At 38.5% G+C, this 23,988-nt stretch carries 29 protein-coding genes; 14 read left to right on the top strand and 15 right to left on the bottom strand.

The genetic code is table 11. The annotated features are described in order from the left end of the window. Positions 1-150: 150 nt before the first annotated feature. The 9 genes from coxB to CXF71_RS09720 all read left to right on the top strand — a co-directional run bounded on the left by coxB (position 151) and on the right by CXF71_RS09720 (position 9,078). Positions 151-1,656: a cytochrome c oxidase subunit II gene (gene coxB, locus CXF71_RS09760; RefSeq protein ID WP_232771438.1), complete on the top strand. Its 1,506-nt coding sequence runs from the start codon at positions 151-153 to the stop codon at positions 1,654-1,656. Positions 1,657-1,667: 11 nt separating this feature from the next. Continuing rightward, positions 1,668-3,290 carry a cytochrome c oxidase subunit I gene (gene ctaD, locus CXF71_RS09755; protein ID WP_101232761.1) on the top strand — a complete coding sequence of 541 codons (1,623 nt, stop codon included), beginning with the start codon at positions 1,668-1,670 and terminating at the stop codon, positions 3,288-3,290. Positions 3,291-3,295: 5 nt separating this feature from the next. Then, positions 3,296-3,883, top strand: coding sequence for a cytochrome c oxidase assembly protein (locus tag CXF71_RS09750; protein WP_101232760.1), 588 nt, complete (start codon positions 3,296-3,298; stop codon positions 3,881-3,883). A gap of 27 nt (positions 3,884-3,910) precedes the next feature. Then, positions 3,911-4,795 (top strand): cytochrome c oxidase subunit 3, encoded by an 885-nt coding sequence (locus tag CXF71_RS09745; protein ID WP_101232759.1) that lies wholly within the window; start codon positions 3,911-3,913, stop codon positions 4,793-4,795. 11 nt (positions 4,796-4,806) lie between these two features. After that, complete coding sequence (locus CXF71_RS09740; protein WP_101232758.1) at positions 4,807-5,625, top strand: SURF1 family protein; 819 nt, start codon at positions 4,807-4,809, stop codon at positions 5,623-5,625. A 45-nt stretch (positions 5,626-5,670) separates the two neighbouring features. Then, the gene (locus CXF71_RS09735) at positions 5,671-6,297 is read left to right on the top strand and encodes a hypothetical protein (protein ID WP_101232757.1); all 627 of its coding nucleotides are present in this window, start codon (positions 5,671-5,673) and stop codon (positions 6,295-6,297) included. A 4-nt stretch (positions 6,298-6,301) separates the two neighbouring features. After that, entirely contained in the window at positions 6,302-7,363 is a 1,062-nt protein-coding gene (locus CXF71_RS09730; protein WP_101232756.1) for a COX15/CtaA family protein, read from the top strand. Beyond that, positions 7,356-8,309: a heme o synthase gene (gene cyoE, locus CXF71_RS09725; protein WP_232771435.1), complete on the top strand. Its 954-nt coding sequence runs from the start codon at positions 7,356-7,358 to the stop codon at positions 8,307-8,309. Before CXF71_RS09730 ends, cyoE begins: the two co-directional genes overlap by 8 nt. Before the next feature lie 76 nt (positions 8,310-8,385). Further along, on the top strand, positions 8,386-9,078 hold the full coding sequence (locus tag CXF71_RS09720) for an SCO family protein (protein ID WP_101232755.1): 693 nt from the start codon (positions 8,386-8,388) through the stop codon (positions 9,076-9,078). 39 nt (positions 9,079-9,117) lie between these two features. On the opposite strand, the gene CXF71_RS09715 is transcribed toward CXF71_RS09720, so the two are convergent. From CXF71_RS09715 to nfuA, 5 genes are all read right to left on the bottom strand, one after another. Beyond that, positions 9,118-10,191 (bottom strand): polysaccharide deacetylase family protein, encoded by a 1,074-nt coding sequence (locus tag CXF71_RS09715; protein ID WP_101232754.1) that lies wholly within the window; start codon positions 10,189-10,191, stop codon positions 9,118-9,120. A 202-nt stretch (positions 10,192-10,393) separates the two neighbouring features. Further along, positions 10,394-10,669, bottom strand: coding sequence for a hypothetical protein (locus CXF71_RS09710; protein ID WP_101232753.1), 276 nt, complete (start codon positions 10,667-10,669; stop codon positions 10,394-10,396). 113 nt (positions 10,670-10,782) lie between these two features. After that, positions 10,783-11,145 carry a VanZ family protein gene (locus CXF71_RS09705; protein WP_101232752.1) on the bottom strand — a complete coding sequence of 121 codons (363 nt, stop codon included), beginning with the start codon at positions 11,143-11,145 and terminating at the stop codon, positions 10,783-10,785. 13 nt (positions 11,146-11,158) lie between these two features. After that, positions 11,159-11,419, bottom strand: a complete 261-nt coding sequence (locus CXF71_RS09700) for a hypothetical protein (protein ID WP_101232751.1) — start codon at positions 11,417-11,419, stop codon at positions 11,159-11,161. Between the two features lie 25 nt (positions 11,420-11,444). Continuing rightward, positions 11,445-12,023 carry a Fe-S biogenesis protein NfuA gene (gene nfuA / locus CXF71_RS09695; RefSeq protein WP_101232750.1) on the bottom strand — a complete coding sequence of 193 codons (579 nt, stop codon included), beginning with the start codon at positions 12,021-12,023 and terminating at the stop codon, positions 11,445-11,447. A 184-nt stretch (positions 12,024-12,207) separates the two neighbouring features. Between nfuA and CXF71_RS09690 the strand changes: the two genes are divergently transcribed. Continuing rightward, a complete protein-coding gene (locus tag CXF71_RS09690) occupies positions 12,208-14,796 on the top strand; it encodes a M14 family metallopeptidase (protein ID WP_101232749.1) in 2,589 nt (862 codons plus the stop codon). Positions 14,797-14,808: 12 nt separating this feature from the next. On the opposite strand, the gene CXF71_RS09685 is transcribed toward CXF71_RS09690, so the two are convergent. Further along, positions 14,809-15,591, bottom strand: a complete 783-nt coding sequence (locus tag CXF71_RS09685; protein ID WP_101232748.1) for a ComF family protein — start codon at positions 15,589-15,591, stop codon at positions 14,809-14,811. Between the two features lie 71 nt (positions 15,592-15,662). On the opposite strand from CXF71_RS09685, the gene bioH reads away from it, so the two are divergent. From bioH to CXF71_RS09670, 3 genes are all read left to right on the top strand, one after another. After that, positions 15,663-16,484: a pimeloyl-ACP methyl ester esterase BioH gene (gene bioH, locus CXF71_RS09680; protein WP_101232747.1), complete on the top strand. Its 822-nt coding sequence runs from the start codon at positions 15,663-15,665 to the stop codon at positions 16,482-16,484. 106 nt (positions 16,485-16,590) lie between these two features. Then, positions 16,591-16,893 (top strand): hypothetical protein, encoded by a 303-nt coding sequence (locus CXF71_RS09675; protein WP_101232746.1) that lies wholly within the window; start codon positions 16,591-16,593, stop codon positions 16,891-16,893. A gap of 37 nt (positions 16,894-16,930) precedes the next feature. Beyond that, positions 16,931-17,920 (top strand): putative metalloprotease CJM1_0395 family protein, encoded by a 990-nt coding sequence (locus CXF71_RS09670; RefSeq protein WP_101232745.1) that lies wholly within the window; start codon positions 16,931-16,933, stop codon positions 17,918-17,920. 6 nt (positions 17,921-17,926) lie between these two features. Here CXF71_RS09670 and CXF71_RS09665 read toward each other — a convergent pair whose 3' ends face one another. Continuing rightward, a complete protein-coding gene (locus CXF71_RS09665; RefSeq protein WP_101232744.1) occupies positions 17,927-18,583 on the bottom strand; it encodes a TetR/AcrR family transcriptional regulator in 657 nt (218 codons plus the stop codon). A gap of 236 nt (positions 18,584-18,819) precedes the next feature. Between CXF71_RS09665 and coaD the strand changes: the two genes are divergently transcribed. Then, positions 18,820-19,299 carry a pantetheine-phosphate adenylyltransferase gene (gene coaD / locus CXF71_RS09660; RefSeq protein WP_101232743.1) on the top strand — a complete coding sequence of 160 codons (480 nt, stop codon included), beginning with the start codon at positions 18,820-18,822 and terminating at the stop codon, positions 19,297-19,299. Here coaD and mutM read toward each other — a convergent pair. The 8 genes from mutM to radC form a co-directional block, all read right to left on the bottom strand. Next, positions 19,296-20,111 (bottom strand): bifunctional DNA-formamidopyrimidine glycosylase/DNA-(apurinic or apyrimidinic site) lyase, encoded by an 816-nt coding sequence (gene mutM, locus CXF71_RS09655; protein WP_101232742.1) that lies wholly within the window; start codon positions 20,109-20,111, stop codon positions 19,296-19,298. The genes coaD and mutM overlap by 4 nt on opposite strands. Before the next feature lie 49 nt (positions 20,112-20,160). After that, positions 20,161-20,661, bottom strand: a complete 501-nt coding sequence (locus CXF71_RS09650) for a hypothetical protein (RefSeq protein ID WP_101232741.1) — start codon at positions 20,659-20,661, stop codon at positions 20,161-20,163. A gap of 176 nt (positions 20,662-20,837) precedes the next feature. Next, on the bottom strand, positions 20,838-20,993 hold the full coding sequence (rpmG, locus tag CXF71_RS09645) for a 50S ribosomal protein L33 (protein WP_011041084.1): 156 nt from the start codon (positions 20,991-20,993) through the stop codon (positions 20,838-20,840). Positions 20,994-21,017: 24 nt separating this feature from the next. Continuing rightward, complete coding sequence (rpmB, locus tag CXF71_RS09640) at positions 21,018-21,254, bottom strand: 50S ribosomal protein L28 (RefSeq protein WP_011041083.1); 237 nt, start codon at positions 21,252-21,254, stop codon at positions 21,018-21,020. Between the two features lie 259 nt (positions 21,255-21,513). Next, on the bottom strand, positions 21,514-21,951 hold the full coding sequence (locus tag CXF71_RS09635) for a hypothetical protein (protein WP_101232740.1): 438 nt from the start codon (positions 21,949-21,951) through the stop codon (positions 21,514-21,516). Continuing rightward, positions 21,938-22,606, bottom strand: coding sequence for an AAA family ATPase (locus CXF71_RS09630; protein ID WP_101232739.1), 669 nt, complete (start codon positions 22,604-22,606; stop codon positions 21,938-21,940). The genes CXF71_RS09635 and CXF71_RS09630 overlap by 14 nt, the downstream gene beginning before the upstream one ends. A gap of 109 nt (positions 22,607-22,715) precedes the next feature. Next, positions 22,716-23,027, bottom strand: coding sequence for a PilZ domain-containing protein (locus CXF71_RS09625; RefSeq protein WP_101232738.1), 312 nt, complete (start codon positions 23,025-23,027; stop codon positions 22,716-22,718). Positions 23,028-23,124: 97 nt separating this feature from the next. After that, positions 23,125-23,862, bottom strand: coding sequence for a RadC family protein (gene radC / locus CXF71_RS09620; RefSeq protein ID WP_101232737.1), 738 nt, complete (start codon positions 23,860-23,862; stop codon positions 23,125-23,127). Positions 23,863-23,988 lie beyond the last annotated feature (126 nt).

Here is a 23,988-nt window from a genome sequence, read left to right as displayed (position 1 = left end):
AATAACAACAGATATTCAGTTCAATGAGTTATGAAGTACATTGCTGCAGATCTGTTCTCTATAATGACAAAGAGGAGATGCCGTGTGGGGAAACATAAGCTAATTTGGCTAGTGTTGGTAAGCCTATTTACCAATTCAGCCTGGGCAGATATGCAGTTAAACCTAACGAAAGGGGTTACTGCCGTTAGCAGGGAAGTATATGATTTACATATGCTGGTACTCTACATTTGTACTGCTATTGGTGTAATAGTTTTTGGTGCTATGTTTTGGTCTATGGTTTTTCACAGAAAATCTAAAGGAGTAAAACCTGCTGATTTTCATGAAAGCACTAAGGTTGAAGTATTATGGACAGCAATTCCTATTGTTATATTAATAGCTATGGCAATTCCAGCAACACAGACCTTAATTGCCATGGAAGACAATGAAAATTCTGATGTTACCATTCAAATAACAGGCTCTCAATGGAAGTGGCATTACAAATACTTTGATCAAGATATCGAGTATTACTCTGTGCTTTCGACCCCACGCGAACAATACGAAAATCAACAAGAAACTAGTGCCATCAAAGGTGAAAACTATTTACTTGAAGTTGATAAACCCCTTGTTATTCCTGCCAATAAAAAAGTTAGATTCTTAATAACATCTGATGATGTTATCCATGCTTGGTGGGTACCTGCTTTTGCGGTTAAACAAGACGCTAACCCTGGTTTCATCAATGAAGCATGGACTAAAGTTGACGAACCCGGAGTCTACCGTGGTCAATGTGCTGAGTTATGCGGAAAAGATCATGGCTTTATGCCAATCGTCGTTGAAGTGAAATCTGAAGCAGACTATGCCAAATGGCTTGATGAACAGCATCAAATAATTGCCCAAGCTGCAGAAGCTGAAAAAGCCTCATTAAATGCAGCAGTGCCTATGGATGAATTAATGGCATTAGGCGAAACCACTTATGTTGCCTATTGTGCCGCATGTCACCAAGTTTCTGGTACTGGTTTACCGCCAGCATTTCCTGCACTTAAGGGAAGTCCAGTAGCGATGGGTGATATCGCCACGCACATTAAAACAGTATTTAATGGTAAGGCAGGTACGGGTATGCAAGGTTATGGTAAGCAATTGAGCATGAAACAAATTGCTGCTGTTGTTACCTACGAGCGTAATGCTTGGGGTAATAATACCGGTGATGCCGTGCAAGCATCTGATGTTAAATCTGCTGTTGAAAACGATTCTGTTGAAGGTACAACACAAGATGCAACAGCATCCGTAGCAATTGAAACTACTACTGAAGAAGTGGTCGAGACAATAACTGCAGAAGTAGCCGTCGAGGATTTAGCTAAGGTCTATAACCAAGATGAATTAATGGCTATGGGCGAAAAAGTTTATATGACCGCTTGTGTTGCTTGTCATCAACCAACAGGTACAGGCTTACCTCCGGTATTTCCTGCGCTTAAAGGCAGTGTGATTGCAACGGGAGATATTGCTGTTCATTTAGATATAGTGATTAACGGAAGTAAGAAAAATGCTGCCATGGCTGCTTTTGGTAGTCAATTAACCAAAACCGAAATAGCCGCCGTTGTGACTTATGAGCGTAATGCTTGGGGAAATAACACCGGTGATTTAGTTCAACCTGCAGCTGTTGATGCTGCTAGTGCGAAGTAGGGGGATATAAAATGACTACAGACGTTATAGAACAAGATTCGCACGACGAACATCATGATGAACATAAAATGACTGGCATAAAACGCTGGTTGTATACCACTAACCATAAAGACATAGGTACCTTATATTTATGGTTTGCTTTTATTATGTTTTTAACCGGCGGCGCTTTAGCTATGGTGATCCGTGCTGAGTTATTTCAGCCTGGTCTTCAAATAGTTGAACCTGACTTTTTTAATCAATTAACAACCGTGCACGGTTTAATCATGGTGTTTGGCGCCATTATGCCTGCCTTTACCGGTTTTGCTAACTGGATGTTGCCTATGATGCTAGGGGCGCCAGATATGGCATTACCTCGCATGAATAACTGGAGTTTTTGGATTCTTCCCTTTGCTTTTGCTATTTTATTGGGCTCTTTCTTTATGGAAAGTGGTGCACCTAACTTTGGCTGGACATTCTACGCACCATTATCAACGACTTACTCTAATGGTAGTACTGCATTCTTCGTTTTTGCTGTTCATATCATGGGTATATCTTCAATAATGGGTGCGATCAACATTGTTGTTACCATCATGAACATGCGTGCTCCTGGCATGACATATATGAAAATGCCTTTGTTTGTTTGGACCTTTTTTATCACTGCCTATTTGTTGATAGCCGTAATGCCCGTGCTCGCAGGGGTAGTGACAATGTTACTGACCGATACTTATTTTGGTACTAGTTTCTTTGATGCTGCTGGTGGCGGTGACCCCGTAATGTTCCAACATATTTTCTGGTTCTTTGGACACCCTGAAGTTTACATCATGATCTTGCCAGCATTTGGCATTGTATCAACCATTATTCCAGCCTTTTCACGCAAAAGACTGTTTGGCTATAGCTCAATGGTGTATGCAACGTCATCAATTGCCTTACTGTCGTTTATCGTTTGGGCGCATCACATGTTCACTACAGGTATGCCACTATTTGGTGAACTGTTCTTTATGTATTGCACCATGCTAATTGCCGTACCTACTGGTGTTAAAGTCTTTAACTGGGTAGCCACTATGTGGCGTGGTTCATTATCCTTTGAAACACCTATGCTGTTTTCAATCGCCTTTGTTATTTTATTCACCATTGGTGGCTTCTCTGGCTTGATGTTAGCCATGACGCCTGTTGATTTTCAGTATCATGACACTTACTTTGTTGTAGCCCATTTTCACTATGTGCTAGTTACCGGTTCATTGTTCTCTATCTATGCAGGTGCTTATTTCTGGTTACCAAAATGGACAGGTCACATGTATAACGACTCGTTGAGCAAATGGCATTTTTGGTGTTCATTAATCTCAGTAAACTTACTATTTTTCCCTATGCATTTTTTAGGGTTAGCAGGTATGCCGAGAAGAATTCCAGATTATGCACTGCAGTTTGCTGACTTTAATAAGTGGGTCAGCATTGGTGGCTTTGCCTTTGGCTTATCGCAACTGATTTTCTTAGCGGTAGTAATAAAATGTATTCGCGGCGGCGAAAAAGCACCGGCAAAACCGTGGGATGGTGCAATAGGTTTAGAGTGGACAGTAGCAAGCCCTGCGCCTTACCACACATTTAGTACACCGCCACCGCAGCAAGATATTGATAATGCGAACCAACACGAGCACTAATTTATATGAGCACTGATGAACACAAAGCCAACATAAATAAAAATACTAATACTGATACGGGTATCAGTATTAGTAATAACAATAAAACAGTAAAAAAATTACTGCTTGTCGTTATTGCTATGTTTGGCTTTGGTTTTGCTCTAGTGCCTTTATACGATGTGTTTTGTGATATTACCGGCCTGAATGGTAAAACTAATAGTACTGCGGTGGCTTATACGGCAAGTAGCGTCGATGAGTCACGTACTGTAAGAGTACAGTTTATTACCCGCAACGCTAAAGGTATTCCGTGGGCGTTTGAGCCGGTCATTAATGAAATTGATGTTCACCCCGGAGAAATGAAATTAGTATCATTCTACGCAAAAAATAATGCTACACATGACATTATCGGGCAAGCAGTACCATCAGTATCACCAGGTTTAGCAGCAAACTACTTTCATAAAATTGAATGTTTTTGTTTTACTCAACAACCGCTAGCTGCGGGAAAAGATGTTGAAATGAGTTTGCAGTTTTATGTTGATTTAGAACTGCCTACCGATATAAAAACGTTAACTTTATCTTATACCTTGTATGACATAACCGAGAAGTCGTCATAGGGTACTACTCGAAAAAAGGGATAGAAAATGACTAATAAAGAATACGAAAGTTATTATGTACCTAGTCAAAGCCACTGGCCAATTGTCGGCGCGATAGCACTATTTATGATCGCCTTTGGCGCCGCTAACTATGTCACCGATTTAAAAAATGAACAAAGTGGTTACGGTGGTTATTTACTGTTGGCGGGTATTGCACTTGTTGTCTATATGCTCGTTGGTTGGTTTAGTGACGTCATTAAAGAGTCCTTATCTGGAAAGTATTCACACCAAATGGATAATTCATTCCGCCAAGGTATGAGTTGGTTTATTTTTTCTGAAGTGATGTTTTTTGCCGCATTTTTTGGCGCATTGCTGTATTTACGGGTATTTTCTGTACCTTGGTTAGGTGGAGCAGGTAATAACGCTGCAACTGGCGCGGTACTTTGGCCTGACTTTGTTGCTCAATGGCCTTTATTAACAACGCCTGATGGCACTACCACCACATCGATGGGTTGGTTTGGCTTACCCTTGATTAACACCGTTTTACTATTGACGTCTTCGATTACTGCCCATTTTGCTCACACGGCATTAATTAAAAACGAGCGTAAGCCGCTCAAAATATGGTTGGGTATCACCATATTACTTGGCGTATCGTTTATGTTCTTTCAAGTATTAGAATACGCGCACGGCTACTCTGAAGAAATGCGTCTATTTTTAGATAGTGGTGTCTACGGTAATACTTTTTACTTATTGACTGGTTTTCACGGCATGCACGTTACTTTGGGCTGTATTATGTTAATCGTAATGTGGTTTAGAATATTAAAAGGTCATTTCACCCCTGAGAATCATTTTGCGTTTCAAGCGGCAAGCTGGTATTGGCATTTTGTCGATGTGGTTTGGGTAATGCTTTTTGTTTTTGTCTATATTTTATAAGGTCTGATTTTTTGCAGTACGCTGACTTCCCAAAAAAAATATTAGCTAAATCATTAGTAAGAAGCGCCCTTTGGTTAGGGCTAACGCTTATTGTCTTTATTGGTTTAGTTAAATTGTCTTTCTGGCAATATAACCGCGGCTTTGAGAAAGATCAGCGTACTATCCGCATTACTCAGCTAAATGAGGAATCGCCGTTAACCCTAAGTGAAGTAGTCAAACTTTCTAAGGAGAAGCAGTTTACCGGTAAAGAAAGTATTAACGATTTTCCTGTCACCATAAACGGCCTTTTTAATGGTGATTATATATTCCTACTCGATAACCAAGTGGAGAAAAGCTCTCTAGGCTATCGAGTATTACAAGTGGTACAAACGCCAACTTATGCTGTATTAGTCAATTTAGGTTGGGTACAGGGTTCAATTGACCGCAGCATACTTCCTGATATTTCTCCCTTACATGGACAGTTTACCTTTCAAGGCCATGTTCGTATTGTCGAGCAAGGAATAATGCTGCAGGAGCAAGATTTTACTCAGCCAAGTTGGCCATTACGTGTACAACAAATTGAATTAACTAAATTTTCAACGTTAATATCTCCGTTAATTGATAAGCCGCTACTACCGTTCGTAATCTATGTCGACCCAAAAGAAAGCCTAGGTTATATAAAGAACTGGCACCCAATGGTGATGCCCGCTGACAAGCATTTCGGCTATGCCTTTCAATGGGCCGCTTTAGCTATCGCTTGGCTAATATTGATGATTAGCTTGCGAATTAAAACACAAAAATCTACCCGTGTTGCAGCCGAAAATTCACCTAATGTTTTACAGAATACGTAAACGAACATTATTAATAATAATAAAAGAAAAATAAGGCGTTAACATATGGCTAACTCAAACGATTCTAGTGATAGTGCTACTTTGATCAGTACCGATAACTCGGATCATACTTCCAACCATTCCTCAAAAAACAAAAACCGTCGCAGTTTACTCTTGTTGCTTTCAGTATTTATATTACCGATATTATTAGCCAAATTAGCCTTAGAGAATCAATGGCTGGACTTAGGTGTAACCAATCAAGGCAAGTTATTAAATCAGGCATTAACGCTAAATGATCTAGGTATTGATCAGTCAGAATTTGCCAAACAATGGCTTATTATTTATCGATTACCTAACGTATGTCCTGAAATATGCTTGCATAGTATTGAAGCTGTACATAACAGCTATGTCGCGCTAGGAAAAGATATGCCAAGGGTTACTGCGGTATTACTCAAGGAAGATATTTTTTCTGCCCAGCAAAGTAAGCAACTTGCCAAGAGCCAATGGCGTGTGCTTGCCTTAACACATCAAATAAATAACTTACTTCTAGAGCCACAAGTACTTATCGCTGATCCTTTAGGTAACATTATTTTAAGACATCAACCACCAGAGAAAGTGGAACAACAACCCGCTTTTGGTAAAGCTATTATCGCCGATATGAAAAAGCTTTTGAAATATTCTAAGGTGGGTTAACTCAATGACAGAACACAATAAAAACACAAAAACATTACGACGCTTAGTACTAACCAGTTTGCTCTTAGCTATCGTTGTTATTGGCTTAGGCGCTTACACCCGTTTAACGCATGCTGGCTTAGGCTGCCCTGATTGGCCAACATGTTATGGCTTAGTTGATGTGCCTGAAACTAGTGTACAGATTGCAGCAGCAGAGCAAGCTTTTCCAGAAAGACCGGTAGAACCTGCTAAAGCATGGAATGAGATGATTCACCGCTATTTTGCTGGTAGTCTGGGCTTGCTTATTGCCGCTATCGCCTTTTTTTCAATAAAATTACGTTTTTCAAAAAGCTCAAGAGTTCGATATCCGGTCTTGCTACCGCTATGCATTTTATGCGTTGTTATCTTCCAAGCTGCACTAGGTATGTGGACGGTAACGCTGAAGTTAATGCCTATTGTGGTGATGGGGCATTTACTCGGCGGCTTCACCACACTGTGTTTACTCTTTTTATTATATTTACGCATTAAGTCTAAAGGAATAAACGCTCAAGGAGCGAATTTAGTCGATTGGCAACTTAAAAAATACAGTAGCTTTGCACTACTGGGTATTACTATTTTGACCGCACAAATTGCCCTTGGCGGTTGGACCTCATCAAATTATGCCGCGATGAGTTGTGTAGAGTTACCCATTTGTCAGGGTGACTGGTTATCGGATTTAAGTTTTGAACAGTCATTTGACTTAATTCCTCCAGCCAAAGAAAGTTATGAATTTGGTCACCTCGCCCATAATGAACGAGTCACTATCCATGTTAGTCATCGCTTAGGCGCTATCATAACGGGTCTATTTCTCGCTTGGTTAGCCATCATGGTTTTTATCAAGGCAAGAACTCATTCTATAAAAAGTGCCGCTATTATTTTACTGAGTTTATTAATTATTCAAATCAGTTTGGGGGTCAGTAATATTTGGTTTTCGTTGCCACTTAAAGTGGCTGTTGCGCACAATTTAGTTGCCGCCTTTTTAATGCTAAGTTTGATCACCTTAGCTTATAAGTTAAGACAAAATTCCGAGGAGTCTCTCTATGAGTAAAGCTATTAATAAAACAATGTCACCGATATCGCCAGCGAATAACACTGGTCATCAAGCCTTTTCTATTAGTAGTGTTTTTGCTAATTGGCGCGCTTATTACGATATAACAAAACCTAAAGTTGTCGCTTTACTCGTACTGACCGCATTAGTGGGTATGAGTTTGTCTGTTCCTGGAGGTTTACCGTGGCAATTGCTAATACCAGCAATGTTAGGCATTGCTTTATTATCTTCAGCCGCAGCAGCGATTAATCATATCGTCGATGAAAAAATTGATACGGTTATGGGCAGAACACATAACAGGCCTTTACCTGAAGGTAGAATTAGCGTCACTAGTGCCATTGTGTTTGCTACGACCATAGCCTTGTTAGGTTTTATTATGCTTTATGCCTTAGTTAACCCTCTGACTGCATTTTTGACCTTAGCGGGTTTAGTGGGTTATAGCTTTGTTTATACCATGTATTTAAAGCGTGCTACCCCGCAAAATATCACTATTGGTGGTTTAGCCGGTGCTATCCCTCCTTTATTGGGTTGGACAGCAATGACTAATGAAGTAGCACCTAACGCTTTATTATTAGTCTTGATAATTTTTACTTGGACACCACCACACTTTTGGGCATTAGCTATTCACCGTAAAGATGATTATGCCAAAGTTAATATACCTATGTTGCCGGTAACCCATGGAGTGAGTTTCACTAAAACACAGATATTGTTATATACCGTATTACTCTTTGTTGTCTGCTTATTACCTTATTTAGTTGGCATGAGCAATTGGTTGTACTTAGTCGGGGCCTGTACTTTGAACTTGATCTTTTTTGGCTATGCTTGGCAGCTCAAGTTTCATGCAAAAGAAGAAACGGCAATGGCAACATTCAAATTTTCCATCATACATTTAATGTTGCTTTTCATTATTTTACTACTCGATCATTATTGGCTACCCATGGGCTAGTTTTATAAAATAACGAGTAAAATTTATTATCAATAACTTAGTATTATAAATTAGTAACAATAAACACAGGGTTTCGATGAATAAAACTATCTATGGCATTATTGCCTTAATATCAATCAGTGCAGGCGCAGTTGGCTTTCATCTTATGACGCAAACAAAGCAAATGCTGCCACCTGAGTATGCCTTGCATTATAAACAGGCTCGGCCAATATCAGCTTTTACCTTAACTGATGAGCTAGGTCAGCCTTTTAATAACACACAGCTACTCGACAAATGGTCACTGGTATTTTTTGGCTATACCTCTTGCCCTGATGTTTGTCCAACAACCCTACAAAACCTCAATTTTATTTATGAAGACATAACCGCCATTGCCGACAATAGTCAGGTGTTATTAGTCTCTGTTGATCCTAAAAGAGACACCACCGAAAAGCTTGAACAATACATTGGATATTTTAACCCTAACTTTAAAGCTTTGCGGGCAGAACACGACGTGCTCTTCCCATTCTCTCGTAATTTAGGATTGATGTATGCCATCACTAGTAAAGAGGCAAGTAAAGAGGCAAGTAAAGAGGCAAGTAAAGGCGAGGTTGATGTACCTGTTGGAGATGAAAACTATTGGGTAGATCACAGCGCATCATTAGTATTAATCAATCCTGAAGGCAAGATATCGGCAATATTTAGACCTGAGCAAGCTGTAGGTAAAGTGCCTAGCATTGACAATGATAAGTTATTAAGCGACTATCAAAAAATAGTCGCTCTCTATCAATAATTTACAATAGATAAGAAACAAGGGTAAAAACTTACCCTCTTATAAATGGTACCAGCTACCATCCTCTTTTAAGATAAACCACGGTTTAGAATACCAATAGTAGCGACCTGGTTTGCTGATACTTGCCGCGGTACAGTTAGCACGAACTCTGCCAACGGGAAGATCTTTACTAAAGTTAATGCTAAAACTCTTATCATCATGCCAGGTGATTTTTTGCTTACCTAAGCCAGAAATATAACAATTTAAAGCCGATTTATAAAAGTCACCGCTTTCAATATCAAAGGTAATACTTTTGGCTTCATTGTGTTTAAAGGTTGTTTCGGCTTGCTCACCTTTCAAACTAATATTGAATGCCAACGAGTTTAATTTATCACGTAAACCTGATATTTTATCGTACGGTTTTGAGGCAGGAAAACGTGGTACGCTGGTTAAATCAGTCGATAAATCGATTGCTCCTGATTGCTGAGAAAATGCGACAAAGTCATTTGCTTTAGCCCATGCTTGCACCGCTACATCATACTCTCCATAAGGATAAGCATAATATCGCCAGCTTTGACCGGTATTTTCTTTAATAATAGCTTCCGCTTTTAATAATAATTCCGTTTGCTTACTCAGCCATTGTGCTTGCGTTAACCCTCCAGTGATACGTGCCATTGAATCATGTTCATAACCATGGTTTGCAATAATGACACCTTCATCTGAAAGCGCTTTGAGTTGAATCCAAGACAAATAATGTGAGGCATCATTTTTTACATTTCGATTGATAATGCCAGGGTTTACATAAATGGTATAAGGAAAAGCAAACTTGTCTAAAATGGGCTTGGCCTGAGTTAAGACATCCCTATAGGCATCATCAAAAGTGATAGCGACGCTTTTATCCGGTAAGGGTTGTTGTTTTTTTATGCCTTCAATTAACTCAGATAAAGGTACAACTTTAAAATTATTATCTTTAAGATACTGTAAGTGCACTTCAAATTGCTTTGGAGAAATACTGGTGCTTGCTGGTGTACTATCGCTCACGTGATGGTATTGTAGAATTACTGCTGCATGACTACTGAGCGTAACGCTCAATAATAATGAAACTGAAAATAGTGTCCGCAACATCTTTTTCATGGTCTATACCCTTAAAAATCAGAAAAGATAAAATAACGTCTTTTACTTTAAACCACTAGAACTTTAGGATGTTTTTTTGATTAAAACTAGTCCTTTCGATCAATAAAAACGTCTATTTTACTTAATCTTACTCTCGGTCTTATCAATTATCAGCGTTACACTATTCCCATGCATCACGATTAAAACAACGTTGGTAGCATTGTTAATGATCAACATTATTTGGCGCCGGCTTTAAATTTGGAATGCTAGTACCTGCCATCGTTTGACACACAACACCAACAGCAAAACAAAAGAAGGTGGTGGCACCAAGCGCAGCTTTAATATCGGCTTCAACATCACCGCCATAAATGATTGTCACCACAACGCCAATAGCAGCCAAGCCAAAGCTGCCTTTTGCGATTATGGATGATGCTTTTTGCCAAAAACGCTTTGGTGGATGTGCTACAGGAAGATGATGTGCTGGAGTTTTTGTCGACATAGGGTAATTGGCTTGATTAAGTAAAGTAAATGAATATTAACACGCCAATATGTACCAAGCTTGATACCGGTCAACTAATAATCAATCACATGTATAGCTTATGTAATCAAGTGTTACTTAGTGTTACCTTTCACCAAATATTCAATAAATTTAGCCAGTATTATGCCACACGCTAAACCTGCAACATTGGCAGCCATATCAAGCCATTCGCCATATCTATTAACGTAAGGTTGAATTAACTCAATTGCACCGCTAAAACTCGCAAAGCCAAAGGCTATCCATAGCCAGTGCTTTGGTTTTCGTAACGCGAGCGGTAACATTAAGGCACCATAAGAGATGAAGTGATGCGTCTTATCACTTCCCGGGACTTGTGGTAAATGTTCCACTGGCCATAAAGATAACGTTGCGATAGCAGTCAGTAAAAAAACTGTAAGGATAAGCCAATATTGTTTTATTAAATTCGTAATTAATTTCATTGAGTGTATGCGTTTATTTTGTCGGTCGTTTGTTAGTCGGTCTAGTGCGATAAAGGATATTTAGCCAACGATTGGCAAAGATTCCCACATAGCCCCATGCTGCCAATAAGCAGGCGAGTGCCAGTGTTATAATGCCAATAATTTGCCAAAGGTGATGATAGAAATATCCTAAAGCAATGAAGAGCAAACCAATAACAAAAAGGCCAAGTCCACGTAGGAACAGCGTTAAACTGACTTGTGGATTTTGGCCTATTTTTTCTAATAATTTAATCATGTGGAATTAATCACATCAGTAAATTTTAGTAATACGAATGATCACCGCGCTCATGCTCTGTTGCATCTTTAACGCCTTTAATTTCGCCAGCCATTAAGTCAATCAACTGCTTTTCAATACCATCTTTTACTGTAACATCAATTTGTGCACAACCATTACAGCCACCGCCAAATTGTAATACTGCATAGCCATCTTCGGTAATTTCAACCAAAGTACATTCACCACCGTGACCCGCTAATTGTGGATTAACTTCAGCTTGTAAGAAATAATGCACGCGTTCAAATAATGGTGCGTCATCAGCGACTTTCCGTAATTTAGCGTTAGGCGCTTTTAACGTAAGCTGTGAGCCCATTTGATCTGTTGTAAAGTCAATTTCAGCGTCTTCTAGAAAACTTTTACTGTCTGCATCTACCATCGCTGAGAAGCCTTCGAAAGGCAGTGTGATATCGTCTGCTTCAACCGCGTCAGGTGGGCAATAAGAAACGCCACATTCAGCTTTCGCTGTGCCAGGGTTTACAACAAAAACACGAATATGGGTGCCTTCAGCTTGTTGCGAAAGTAATTTAATAAAATGCTGCTGCGCATTGTCTGAAATAGTGATCATTATTTTAACTCTCTCTGCTCTCGGATACTTTTACCACTTTAAAATCACTTTAAAGTAATCAGTTGAAAAATACCTGACTGTTTTACTCAAGTATGACTATTTTACGCTGCTATTTGCTTATGTGCTAATGATTTTTACGCTTTTGTTTGATACCTTAGACAAGTCTATAAACGAGGTCATCTAGATGTTACTTATACGAATTATAATTTTATCAATTACTCTAGTCTGCTCTGCCAAACTTATTGCAATGCCTGTACAAGATTACTTACCTACGGGTAGTCAATTTAATAGCAAAATTTCCTCACCTCGTCACAGTTTAGGATTTGAAATTGGCCAACGTCATGTCAGACATGATCAACTAAAGAGTTACTTTTATCAGCTAGCCAAGGATTCTGAGCGTGTAAGTATCACGTCTATGGGAAAAACACCTCAGCAGAGAGAACAGCTACTTGTTACCATTTCTAGTGCTAAAAATTTAGCAAATTTATCGACTATTCTCAGTGATCGCGACATTTTTTCTCAAAAGGTTTCCCAACAGAAAAAACAGTCTGATAAACAAAAGGCTGACAGTGCCCCTTTAGTAATTTGGCTAGGCTATAGCGTACATGGTGATGAAATAAGTGGCGCTAATGCCGCCATGATTGTTGCCTATTACTTAGCCGCTAATACTGATGAAAAAATGGCTGAATTACTTGCCAATACCGTGATCGTATTAGAGCCGAGTATCAACCCTGATGGAATGGATAGATTTGTAAACTGGGTAAGTACTTATCGCAACTCTACTGACAATAGCGACGTAAACCACATAGAACACCACCAAGACTGGGTTACCGGACGTACTAATCATTTCTGGTTTGATTTAAATCGCGATTGGTTATTACTTTCCCAACAAGAAAGCCAACATAGATTAACGTACTTCCACCAATACCAACCCCATGTTGTTGGTGATTTTCATGAAATGGGTCATAACAGCAGTTACTTTTTTCAACCCGGCATTCAAAGCCGCACTCATCCACTGACACCAAAGAGAAATATCGAATTAACAACTACCTTGGCTACATTTCATGCCGCGGCATTAGACAAACAAAAACGTCTTTATTATAGCGAAGAAAATTTCGATGATTTTTACTACGGTAAAGGTTCAACCTACCCTGATATCAATGGCAGCATTGGCATTTTGTTCGAGCAAGCTAGCGCTAGAGGAATGCAGCAAGAAACAATTAATGGCTTACTTACTTTAGAATTTAGTATACAAAATCATGTCACCACATCGCTTTCCACCATAAATGGTGCTTGGAAAAATAGAGAGCAATTGAAGCAATACCGCAGTGAGTTTTATCAGCAGAGCGATAAACTAGCAAAACAAGAAAATTTCGCCGGTTATTTGTTACACGAAAGCAAGGATAACTTCCGACTCAATGCTTTGTTGTCAAAATTAGCGCAGCATAAAATTAATGCTTATCCACTAAATGCAGAGTTTGAATATAGGGATAAAAAATATCAAAAGAATAACAGCTATTATGTACCTCTTGCGCAACCTCAATTTCGACTAATTCAAGCTTTGTTTAATCAACAAACTGATTTTAAAAATAATACTTTTTATGATGTTTCCGGCTGGACAATGCCTTTAGCCATGAATATTGAATCTATCCAAATAAATCGTACTCGCGGACTCAAACTTGTCAATCAAGCATGGACTCAACCAACACAATTCTCACAAAATAGTACAAGTAGTCCTGCTTACGGGTATATTTTTGAATGGCATCATTTTTTGGCTCCGAAATTACTTAATAACCTCCTAGCTAATAATATCAAAGCACGAGTGGCAACAAAGACTTTTACCAGTGTAATTAATGGTAAAAATAAGCAATTTAAAGCGGGCAGCATAGTAATCCCCGCTGGTATTCAAAAAAATCCAGACTGGCAAGCGACTTTACTTGAAGCCAGTAATAGCACAGGTATTACGTTAGACAGTATAAGTACCGGTTTAACAATGAAAGGCGTGGATATCGGTAGTAGTTCATTAAAGCCCATTAGCAAGGCTAAGACGCTCTTATTAGGTGGCTCTGGCATATCTCAATATGAAGCAGGTGAAGTACGATTTTATCTTGATGAAACCTTAAACATTCCACTCTCTATTATTGACCATGCTCAGTTAAGAAAAGTCGATTTATCAAGTTATACACATATCATTCTCGTTGATGGTAATTACCAGCATGTTAGTGACCATACCGCGAAGCAATTGAAACAATGGGCAGAGCAAGGGGGAGTGATTGTCAGCCAGAAACGCGCCTCTCTTTGGTTAGCAAAGCAAGAAATATTACAAGCTAGATTTGTCAGTAAAGAACATATAAATCAGTTGTTTGACAATGACAACCTTAGTTATCAAGATAAAGAAGACCTAGCTAGCAGTAAACGTATTGCAGGTGCTATCTTCCAAGTTGAGTTAGATATTAGCCATCCGCTAGCTTACGGTTACCAACAAAAATTATTGCCTTTGTTTCGTAATAGTAATTTGATCATGGAACACCCTAAGCAGCCGTTTGTTACCTTGGCACAATATACGCCAGCACCGCTGATGAGTGGTTATACTGACAAAAACTTAGTCAACCGATTAGCCCATAATGCCGCAATTGTCGCTCACAACGTCGGCAAAGGCCGAGTAATAGCGACTACAGAAGTACTCGCCTTTAGAGGTTACTGGCATGGAAGTGCAAAATTACTAGCCAATAGTTTATTTTTTAGTAAAATTTTTTCTGCGCCATATAAATAAATGTATCGAGGATTAAGCAACTACGACTCCACTCTTCTTCACATTCGGTAAAGTTAAGCAAACCGTTACTAAAGTGACGGTTTCAACGCCTGCCTGTTTTAGTAGCTTGCTTATTTCACTAGCTGTAGTGCCCGTTGTAACTACATCATCAATAATCACTACATGCTTGATATGGCTTGCTAACTTTTTTTGCAAAGAAAAGGCATCAGCTAAATTTTTCCGTCGTTGATTACCTGTTTTCCCCATCTGGCTATCATTATTTTTTACTCTCTCCACTACGTTAGCATCATAAGGTAGTGATAATTGTCTAGCAAAGGACTTTGCTATGAGGTGCGCTTGGTTATAACCTCGAATCTGCCACTTCTTTACATGCAAGGGCACCGATAACACTAAATCAATAGGAGCAATGACTTTGCTCATTGCCATTGCTTGCCACTGAGCACAGAGTAAGGTACTAAACAATTTTGCTAACTCGAAACGACCTAAGTACTTCATTTGACCTAACCATTTATTAAATGGATAAATATAGGGTGATAGAGCAAACAATTGATCAAAGTGAATATGGGGTAAAGCGCGATGAATAGCTGGCCAATTTAATAAATTACCCGCGATTATGCTTTGATTAAAATAAGGTAAATCGTTTATACAGTATTGGCAGAGTAATGCTTGCGGTAGCGAATAACCGAGTAAAACACTATTACTAACGTTTGCACCGCATAGATCACAACAACTAAGGCTACTTAGGGTATTACTACAACACGTTTTAAGCTTTCTTAAATCTAGCTTCCATGCCATTTTACTTACCTTTTGCTATCGACCAATATAATATAAACTAATACCATAATATTTATAGTGCAGTAATAAGCATGGCAAAAAGCTTAAAATTTTCCACTTTCCCTCCGAATAACACGCTTAAAAAAAATATAATTCCTATTGTTCTTATCCATGGTTGGGGCTTAAATTCAGGTGTTTGGCAACCGCTGCTAGCATTATTCAATGAAAATAAAGAGAGTAGCTACCAAATAATAACTCTTGATCTACCCGGCTTTGGTATCAATAGCTTATGTGATATTAAGCCATACTCATTAACCAATATCTGTCATCATATTGACCAAGTAATTGACCAACCCGCTATTTACCTCGGTTGGTCATTAGGTGGGCTAATTGCAACGGAAATGTCACTCAAGTACCCTGAAAAAGTATTAGCATTAATTACGGTAGCCAGTAGTCCCTATTTTGTCGAAAAATCGATGGAGAACTGGCCAGGCATTAAAGCCAATGTACTAGATAACTTCCATAGCCAACTAGCTAAAGATACTGCTAAAACAATTTCTGGTTTCTTAAAAATTCAAGCAATGGGTAGCCCTCATATTAGACAAGATTTAAAGCTGATCACCCAGTTAGTCATGGAACTCCCACTTCCTGGCCAAAAAACTTTAGCTGACTCACTGGCATTGTTAAGTCACTGTGATCTTCGTCTGCAATTATCAAGTATCAAGCAACCTTTTTTACGCTTATATGGCCATAATGATAGCTTGGTGCCAAAAGCAGTGATCGAACAAATTAGCCATTTAGCGCCCAACGGTGATCTTCACTTATTTGAGCACGCTTCCCATGCGCCATTTATTTCTCACCTTGATGAATTTTATCAGGTGTTATTGACTTGGTTAGATTCACATTTTAATTGATATTAGAGAGGAGAGTTGACCGGTATTAAGATAATAACGCCTTTACTTTTTCGTCTTCTTGATTAATAATTAACCAATACGTTTTATTTACGTTGGAGGATTACCTGTGGAAATACCATCAGCATTAAATTCAGGTTTACAAGGTTTACAAAACGCGAGAGCTGCTGCTGATCAAGCTGCGACTGATATAGTGGCCAGTACTGCGCTGAGTAATGATACACAAAATAATCCCACCAATAATGGTGAAGTAAATACCGAGGTGAGTAAGCCAAATAACAATTTAGAAGTGCCTGATTTAAACCAAGCAATAGTCAATTTAAAAGTGGCTGAATTTCAAGCTAAAGCTTCAACAGAAGTAATCAGAAGTGCCGATGATTCACTTGGCACCCTAATAGATGTAACAGCTTAGCAATTAGCTTTTTAATAATTGGTAAATTATTTTATTTATGAATATCACTCCGCATACAGCAAGCTTGCCCTTAGCCACAGTGGTCAACCCACCTACGGAAGGCTTGCGTCGTGAGAATAATCAACGAGAAATTATCACCCAAGTTACCGCTGCCAATCCATCCGCAGCTGAAAAAGGTGTAGCTTCAGACAAAGAACGTGCTCGCACACCTGCTCAAGTAAACGAAGAAGTAGATTTTGCTAATTTAAGAAAACAAGCAGAGCATGCCGCAAGCTCCATTTCTGAGCAAGGCGAACAGCAAGGCGAACAAAGTTCCCAGCAAAACTCAGAAGAGCAACAAAAGCAGACTAAAGATAGTAACTCTGAAAATGATAAAGCTGAAAAAAAGAGCAAACAGGCGCACGCTGATGAAAGAGTTATCAATCAGTTGCAACAAAGAGATAAAGAAGTAAGAACACACGAATTAGCCCACGCTACCGCAGGCGGAGCTGCAACGGGCTCTCCTTCATATACTTTTGAAATAGGGCCTGATGGAAAAAAATATGCGGTAGGTGGTGAAGTGGCTGTCGACTTAAGCACCATAGCTGGTGATCCTCAAGCGACAATAATTAAAATGCAAAAAGTGCATGCAGCTGCGTTAGCACCAGCAAGCCCATCAGCACAAGATACTCGGGTGGCGGCAAGCGCTGCACAACAAATTCTTACAGCACAATCAGATCTTTTAGCACTTAAAAGTGATAAGGCAAATCAATCGAGCCCTGCTAATAACAACTTCCAAACTAAATCCACCTTTAACGATGATAGCTACCACGACACCAGTAATGAGTTTGATACCTTAATGAATCAAACATTATCCGCACAAGACGCTATTATTTCTAGTTCATCAAATCAAAAACTAGCCTCAAGTACAGATACCATGCAATCTACTGAAGTACTACAGCGAGCCAATCGCATTGAAAGTTTTTATTTTAATGTAAGCCAAGGTTATGAAAAACCTGACAACTTCCAATTTGAATTAACAGCTTAACTAAATTTAAGCTGTTTCTCCTTCTTTTTGATACCTTTGCTGATAGACATCACGCGCTTGATTGAGTTCACTCATTGCATGTGTTTTAGTATAGGGACGTAATATGACTAATATTTTAAGTACGCCTTGATAGAACACTGAATCATTGACTTCATTAACTATGGTTTGGGTTTGATGAAAACTTACCCAAAAAGTGTTAATGAGACGTAAAATACTGACAATATCAGCCAATTCATCATCACTAAAATCAATAAAGTCAGCGGCTCTTAAGGAAATAAGAAGTTGACTAACGCGCTCCGAAATAGATTGTTGCACTTCAACATACTTTTCCCGCAAGATTGGGTTTTTATCTAATAACACGGGTAAATTGCTATAAAAGAAACGAAATTTCATTGTCGTTTGAAAAACCGAATCCATATACAAAACAAGTGAGTCTAGTGGCTTTAAGTCCGCAGACACCCTCGGTAAGGTCTCTAAGAGCAAACTACGTGCATACTCTTCGTAAATAGATAAAATAATGTCTTCTTTATTACGGAAATGGTAATACAGATTACCAGGGCTAATGGCTAAGTGAGCAGCGATATGGTTTGTGGTAACATTACGCTCTCCTTGCTCATTAAATAATTCAATACTGGCTTGGATTATTTTATCACGGGTTTTCATGCAACTACTTCTTATTTGATTTGATTGAAACTAGCTCAATAATACTATCAAAATTCAGTAGATATAAAGTGTTTTGAGTAAATACTTTAAGATTTATTTGTTTTATTTGTGATTAATTATTCATTTTTGTTGATTATCCATGGCTTAGCGGCAATATTAAAAGTATAAAGACTTGTCACTAAGTTAGTTATCCCATTACAATAACACCTAACAATCGACAAAAAACACAATAGAGCATGATGATAAAAGCTATATACCCAGGCACTTTTGATCCTGTTACCAATGGTCATAGCGACTTAATTGTTCGTGCCAGTAAATTATTTAGTGAAGTAATTATTGGTGTCGCTTCAAACCCAAGTAAGCAACCTCGCTTTGATTTAGCACAACGTGTCGCCATGCTAGAGCAAGTAACTCAACATTTAACTAATGTGACTGTCGTTGGCTTTACTGGCTTATTAGTTGATTTTGCTAAGCAACATCAAGCTAAAGTGCTTATTCGTGGCTTAAGAGCGGTTTCTGATTTTGAATATGAATTTCAGCTAGCTAACATGAATCGTCGCTTATCTCCTGAACTTGAAAGTGTATTTTTAACACCTTCAGAAGGAAACTCATTTATTTCGTCAACCTTGGTAAAAGAAGTAGCCTTTCATCAAGGTGATGTTAGTCAGTTTGTTGACCCAGTGGTAAAAGCGGCACTCGAACAAGCTAAAAATTAATCTTTTTGGCAGCTAGGACAAAACACCGAGCTACGATTAGACTGCCTAATTTCCTGTAGCTTGGTCTGGCAAGTCATACAATCTTTCCCTGCTCGACCATAAACCATAAGTGATTGAGCAAAATAACCCGGCCGACCATCCGCTTGAGTGAAATCTTTAAGGGTCGTACCACCTTGCGCAATGGCAGCACTAAGTACTTTTTTTATAATCTGAGTTAGCCGGTTCATCCGTTGCTCATCAATGTCTCCTGCTTTCGATGTTGGTAAAATACCCGCTTTAAAGAGCGCTTCATTAGCATAAATATTACCTACCCCCACCACAATATGATTATTCATGAGGAAAGTCTTAATAGGTACTTTTCTATTTTTTGCCTTACTAAACAAATAGCCTTCAGTAAAATCATCACTCAGAGGCTCAGGACCTAATTTACTTAACAATCCGAGTTCATCTTGATCATTCGCCAACCATAAAACCGCACCAAAGCGCCGAGGATCATTCAATCGTAATACTTTACCGTGTTGAAAAACCAAATCAAAATGATCATGTTTAGCGATTGCTGTACCTTTCTCAATTACCCTAACGGTACCAGACATTCCTAAATGCATTAATATAGTTCCTGTTGAAAAGCGTAATAATAGGTACTTTGCACGTCGTTCAACATCAAGGACAGTTAAGCCAACTACAGAGCTTATTTCATCCGGGATAGGCCATCGCAAGCGAGCGTTACGAATAATCACCTCACTGACTTGTTGAGCGATGATATGAGGGCTAATACCTAAGCGGCATACTTCTACTTCAGGTAATTCTGGCATAATTTCTTCTTGTAGGTGTAATTGTAACCATTATCTATTGAATCTATCACTACAAGTTAATGGGTAATAGCTGTTGAGTTAATGTTGCAGGTAACGCTAACCATATATTATCTCGCTGCTGATAAATTAATAATTGGTCGCTGAGTGGGTATAAAATGAAAGTTCTCGTTTGTGAATCACCTGCCAAAGAAATTTGCACTGCTACTCCTTGATCACTATCAATCACAATTTCCGCAGCCTGAACTAAGCCACTACTCTGCTGCCAAGCAAACATCATTTGCTCAATTTGCTGCTCCGTTTTGTCGAGTATTAACCCTTTAGTAGTTAACTGCCAACTGCGACCCGCGCGTTCTAATAACACGTGTTGCTTTTCGGGTAGATCAATTGCCAATGTTAAAATAACACTATGCTGTGGGAGAATGAGTCGCTCAGCATTATTTTTAGTTTCTTCGCTAGGGAAGAGTTTATCGTTAGTGGCATTAATTACTAAAATGATAGTCATCACTGAAAAAATAATGACGTTGTTCCATCCTGTTCGAGATAATTTCATATACATTTTCCAAGATACCTAGTGAATCCATCATACTGAACTTTCTATTTAATAGCGCGTATAATACAAATCGGACAAATTTATGGCTCATTTAGCGAGAATTAATTAGTTGGTATGCTTTATTTCAGACATAAAAAAACCCGGTTAAACCGGGTTTTTAGTAGAAACAAAATTAATTACTTAATTTTAGCTTCTTTATAGATTACGTGCTTACGAATGGTTGGATCAAATTTCTTGATTTCCATTTTTTCAGGCATAGTCTTTTTATTCTTATCTGTAGTATAAAAATGACCAGTACCAGCACTAGAAACTAAACGAATTTTATCGCGCATAATAATTTCCTTTAAATAAAGTTATTAAACTTTTTCGCCACGGGCACGGATGTCAGTTAATACTACATCAATACCTTTTTTATCGATAATACGCATTCCTTTCGGAGTTAAACGTAATTTAACGAAACGATTTTCACTCTCAACCCAAAAACGGTGAGATTGAAGGTTAGGTAAAAAACGACGACGAGTCGCGTTTCTTGCGTGAGAACGGTTGTTTCCAACCATTGGCACTTTGCCTGTTACTTGGCAAATTTTAGACATATGAGTACTCCAATATTAATTTCAGCTCGAGCTATATTTTCCCCAAGACCGTCGTCTCGGGATCCTGAAAAAGGTGGCATATTATAGAGAAACTGAATAACGAATACTAGTCTTAATAAGAAAATACTAAAAAAACAGTATTTATTAATAAGATCCATATGGTTAGGTAGAAAATATAAAGAAAAGATTCACCAGGGCAGTGAATATTCGACTAAATTTTGTCTCTTTCAAGTGTGAAAAGTCAACACTCTTTATAAAATCAACCAATTCTTGATTGCAGTAATTTTTTCAATTGCTCGTTTTGTTCTTTATTGCACAATTCATCAATGAGAATACGTAATATATGTGATTTAGCTAAGTCTGAACCTTCCGATAAATCTTGTAACTGACCTATCGCTTCTTCACTTAGCGTAAATGTTGCTCGTCTAAAGGGTTTCTCAACACGAGATCGAACTCCTGCTATCACTTCTGCCGCGTGTTGATGTTCGATTTCAGTCATTTCAACATAACGCTTAGCTTCACTAATCGCTTGTTTTAGATTTAATTTCTGATTCGCTTTTTCATCGTTAGTTAATTCACTAACAATTTTAGGCGCACCTTTTGCGTAATCTTCAGCATCAGAAATAAATTCATCAATGGTGAAGTTTTTCCTTTTAGTTTTGCTATCCTTGCCCTTTTTTAAATCAGTTAAACTCATGTGAATTATCCGGTTCCATCGCCAATAATTCTTCGGCAATAGTAATCATCTCTTGGGCTGCTTTACCTGTGGGCTCTATTTCAATAACAGAAGAGCCTAACTCTTCACTATCATCATATACGTTTCGACTATAGGTTACGGCATCTAAAACATTAATTCCATAAGAGCTGCACACTTCTTTTGCTTCAAGTATTCGTCCTAGTTGGTTTGGTAATGATGGGCATTGAGTAATAACAAAAGAAGCCATCATTTTCGGGTTCACCATTTTACAAGTGCTTAGCATATCTTCCATATGGGGCACCGTTTTCAAATCACGCCTTTTTGGCCTTAAGGGAATAATTACGTGATCCGCAACAGACATAGCAGCACGTAGGGCTAGGTTATCTTGACCACCACAATCGACAATAACATAGTCATAGTGTTGAACTAGACTTAATAAGTCATTACGAATTTTTCCATACAATTGAATACAGTTAATTGCAGGTAGTGACGGATCACCATTTCTTGCTTGTATCCAATCAGAGGTCGTTCTTTGAGGATCGCAATCAACCATTAAAACAATGGCTTTCTTATTACTGGCGAAATAGACTGCTAAATTTTGAGCCAAGCAGCTTTTCCCACTGCCACCTTTTTCACCACCCACTAATATCATCATGTTTAGTACCGTCCTTTACCACTATATAATTAACATATTACCGTGCTAATTGTAGTTCACTTTCAGGAAATTGCTTTTAGCACAATAAGCGCAGTGCTGCTTTAAACTGTTAAGCGTCTTTGTCCAATATCAAGCCGATTTCAAACCAGCCATTCTCTTGCTTAACACTTCTCAGAACTTTACCGTAAAGCTTTTGATTACCAGCATTTGCTGATTTAAATACCACAGTTACGGCTGTATTAACGGGTAAACTTTGGTCACAATCTAATTTCAATCCACCACGTGCAAAGTCTAGACAAGCAATTTTTTTATTATGCTCTTTACCCTTTTCATCAGTCCAAACAATATCCACCAACTCTTTTTCCATATCTAAACGAAACGATGTACGGCGTTCCATTCCCTCGCTACTACTATCAGTCATCACATGTTCCTTCTTTTCTTATTTTTACCAAAGTCTTACTTTAAAAGTAATTGCCTTTCATGCTTTTAGCAAATTATCCGCTCAATACCGCTCAAAATTAAAATAATTCATGATGTTCGGCAAAGGAGTAACATTGATTTCCAGCCACAATAATATGATCCAATACACGAACATCAATCAACTGTAGAGCTTGAATTAATTTTTCTGTTATTTGCTTGTCTGCAAGGCTTGCTTCCGCGACCCCAGAAGGATGGTTGTGTGTTAATATTACCGCTGCCGCATGATGCTTTATTGCTTGCTCGACAACAATTCTAGGATAAACCGCCGCCGCATTAAGGGTCCCAAAAAATAAGCGTTCAAATGTTAAAACTTGATGCTGATTATCCAAAAATAGTACGGCAAATATTTCACGACTTTCTAAACGCAACTCACTCAACAAATAATCGCACGTAGCTTTTGAAGAAGTTAAAGCGCAATCTGTCTCTTTCATCTTCTCAGCTAAATAACGTTTAGACATCTCTAAACAAGCTTGTAGTTGCACATACTTTGCCGTACCAAGCCCATGTCTTGCACAGAAATCTTCCTGACTTGCCGAAAATATAGCGCCGAGACTCCCAAAACTGCCCAATAATTTTCGAGCAAGATCTACCACATTACATCCTTTAACGCCGGTACGTAAAAATATGGCTAAAAGCTCCGCATCACTTAAACTCGATGAACCTAAATGTACTAGTTTCTCTCGTGGCCGTTCCGATTCAGGCCAATTTTTTAAAGTATTTTGGTTTAAAGTAAGTTCATTTAACGATGATTCTTTAAATCTTGAGTCTTTTAACATAAGTGCATCCTTGCTTTACATTTTTGTATTTATCATCACTTGTAAATATGACTTATTTAGCAACTCCTATTTCTAAATAAAGGCAATAAATGTTATCTTATCGACCATATTGCTTACTTTAATATT

The organism is Colwellia sp. 12G3 (assembly GCF_002836775.1).
Classification (GTDB): Bacteria; Pseudomonadota; Gammaproteobacteria; order Enterobacterales; family Alteromonadaceae; genus Colwellia.
Note: the sequence above shows the minus strand (reverse complement) of the source record. Positions and strands in the feature narration are given on the sequence as shown.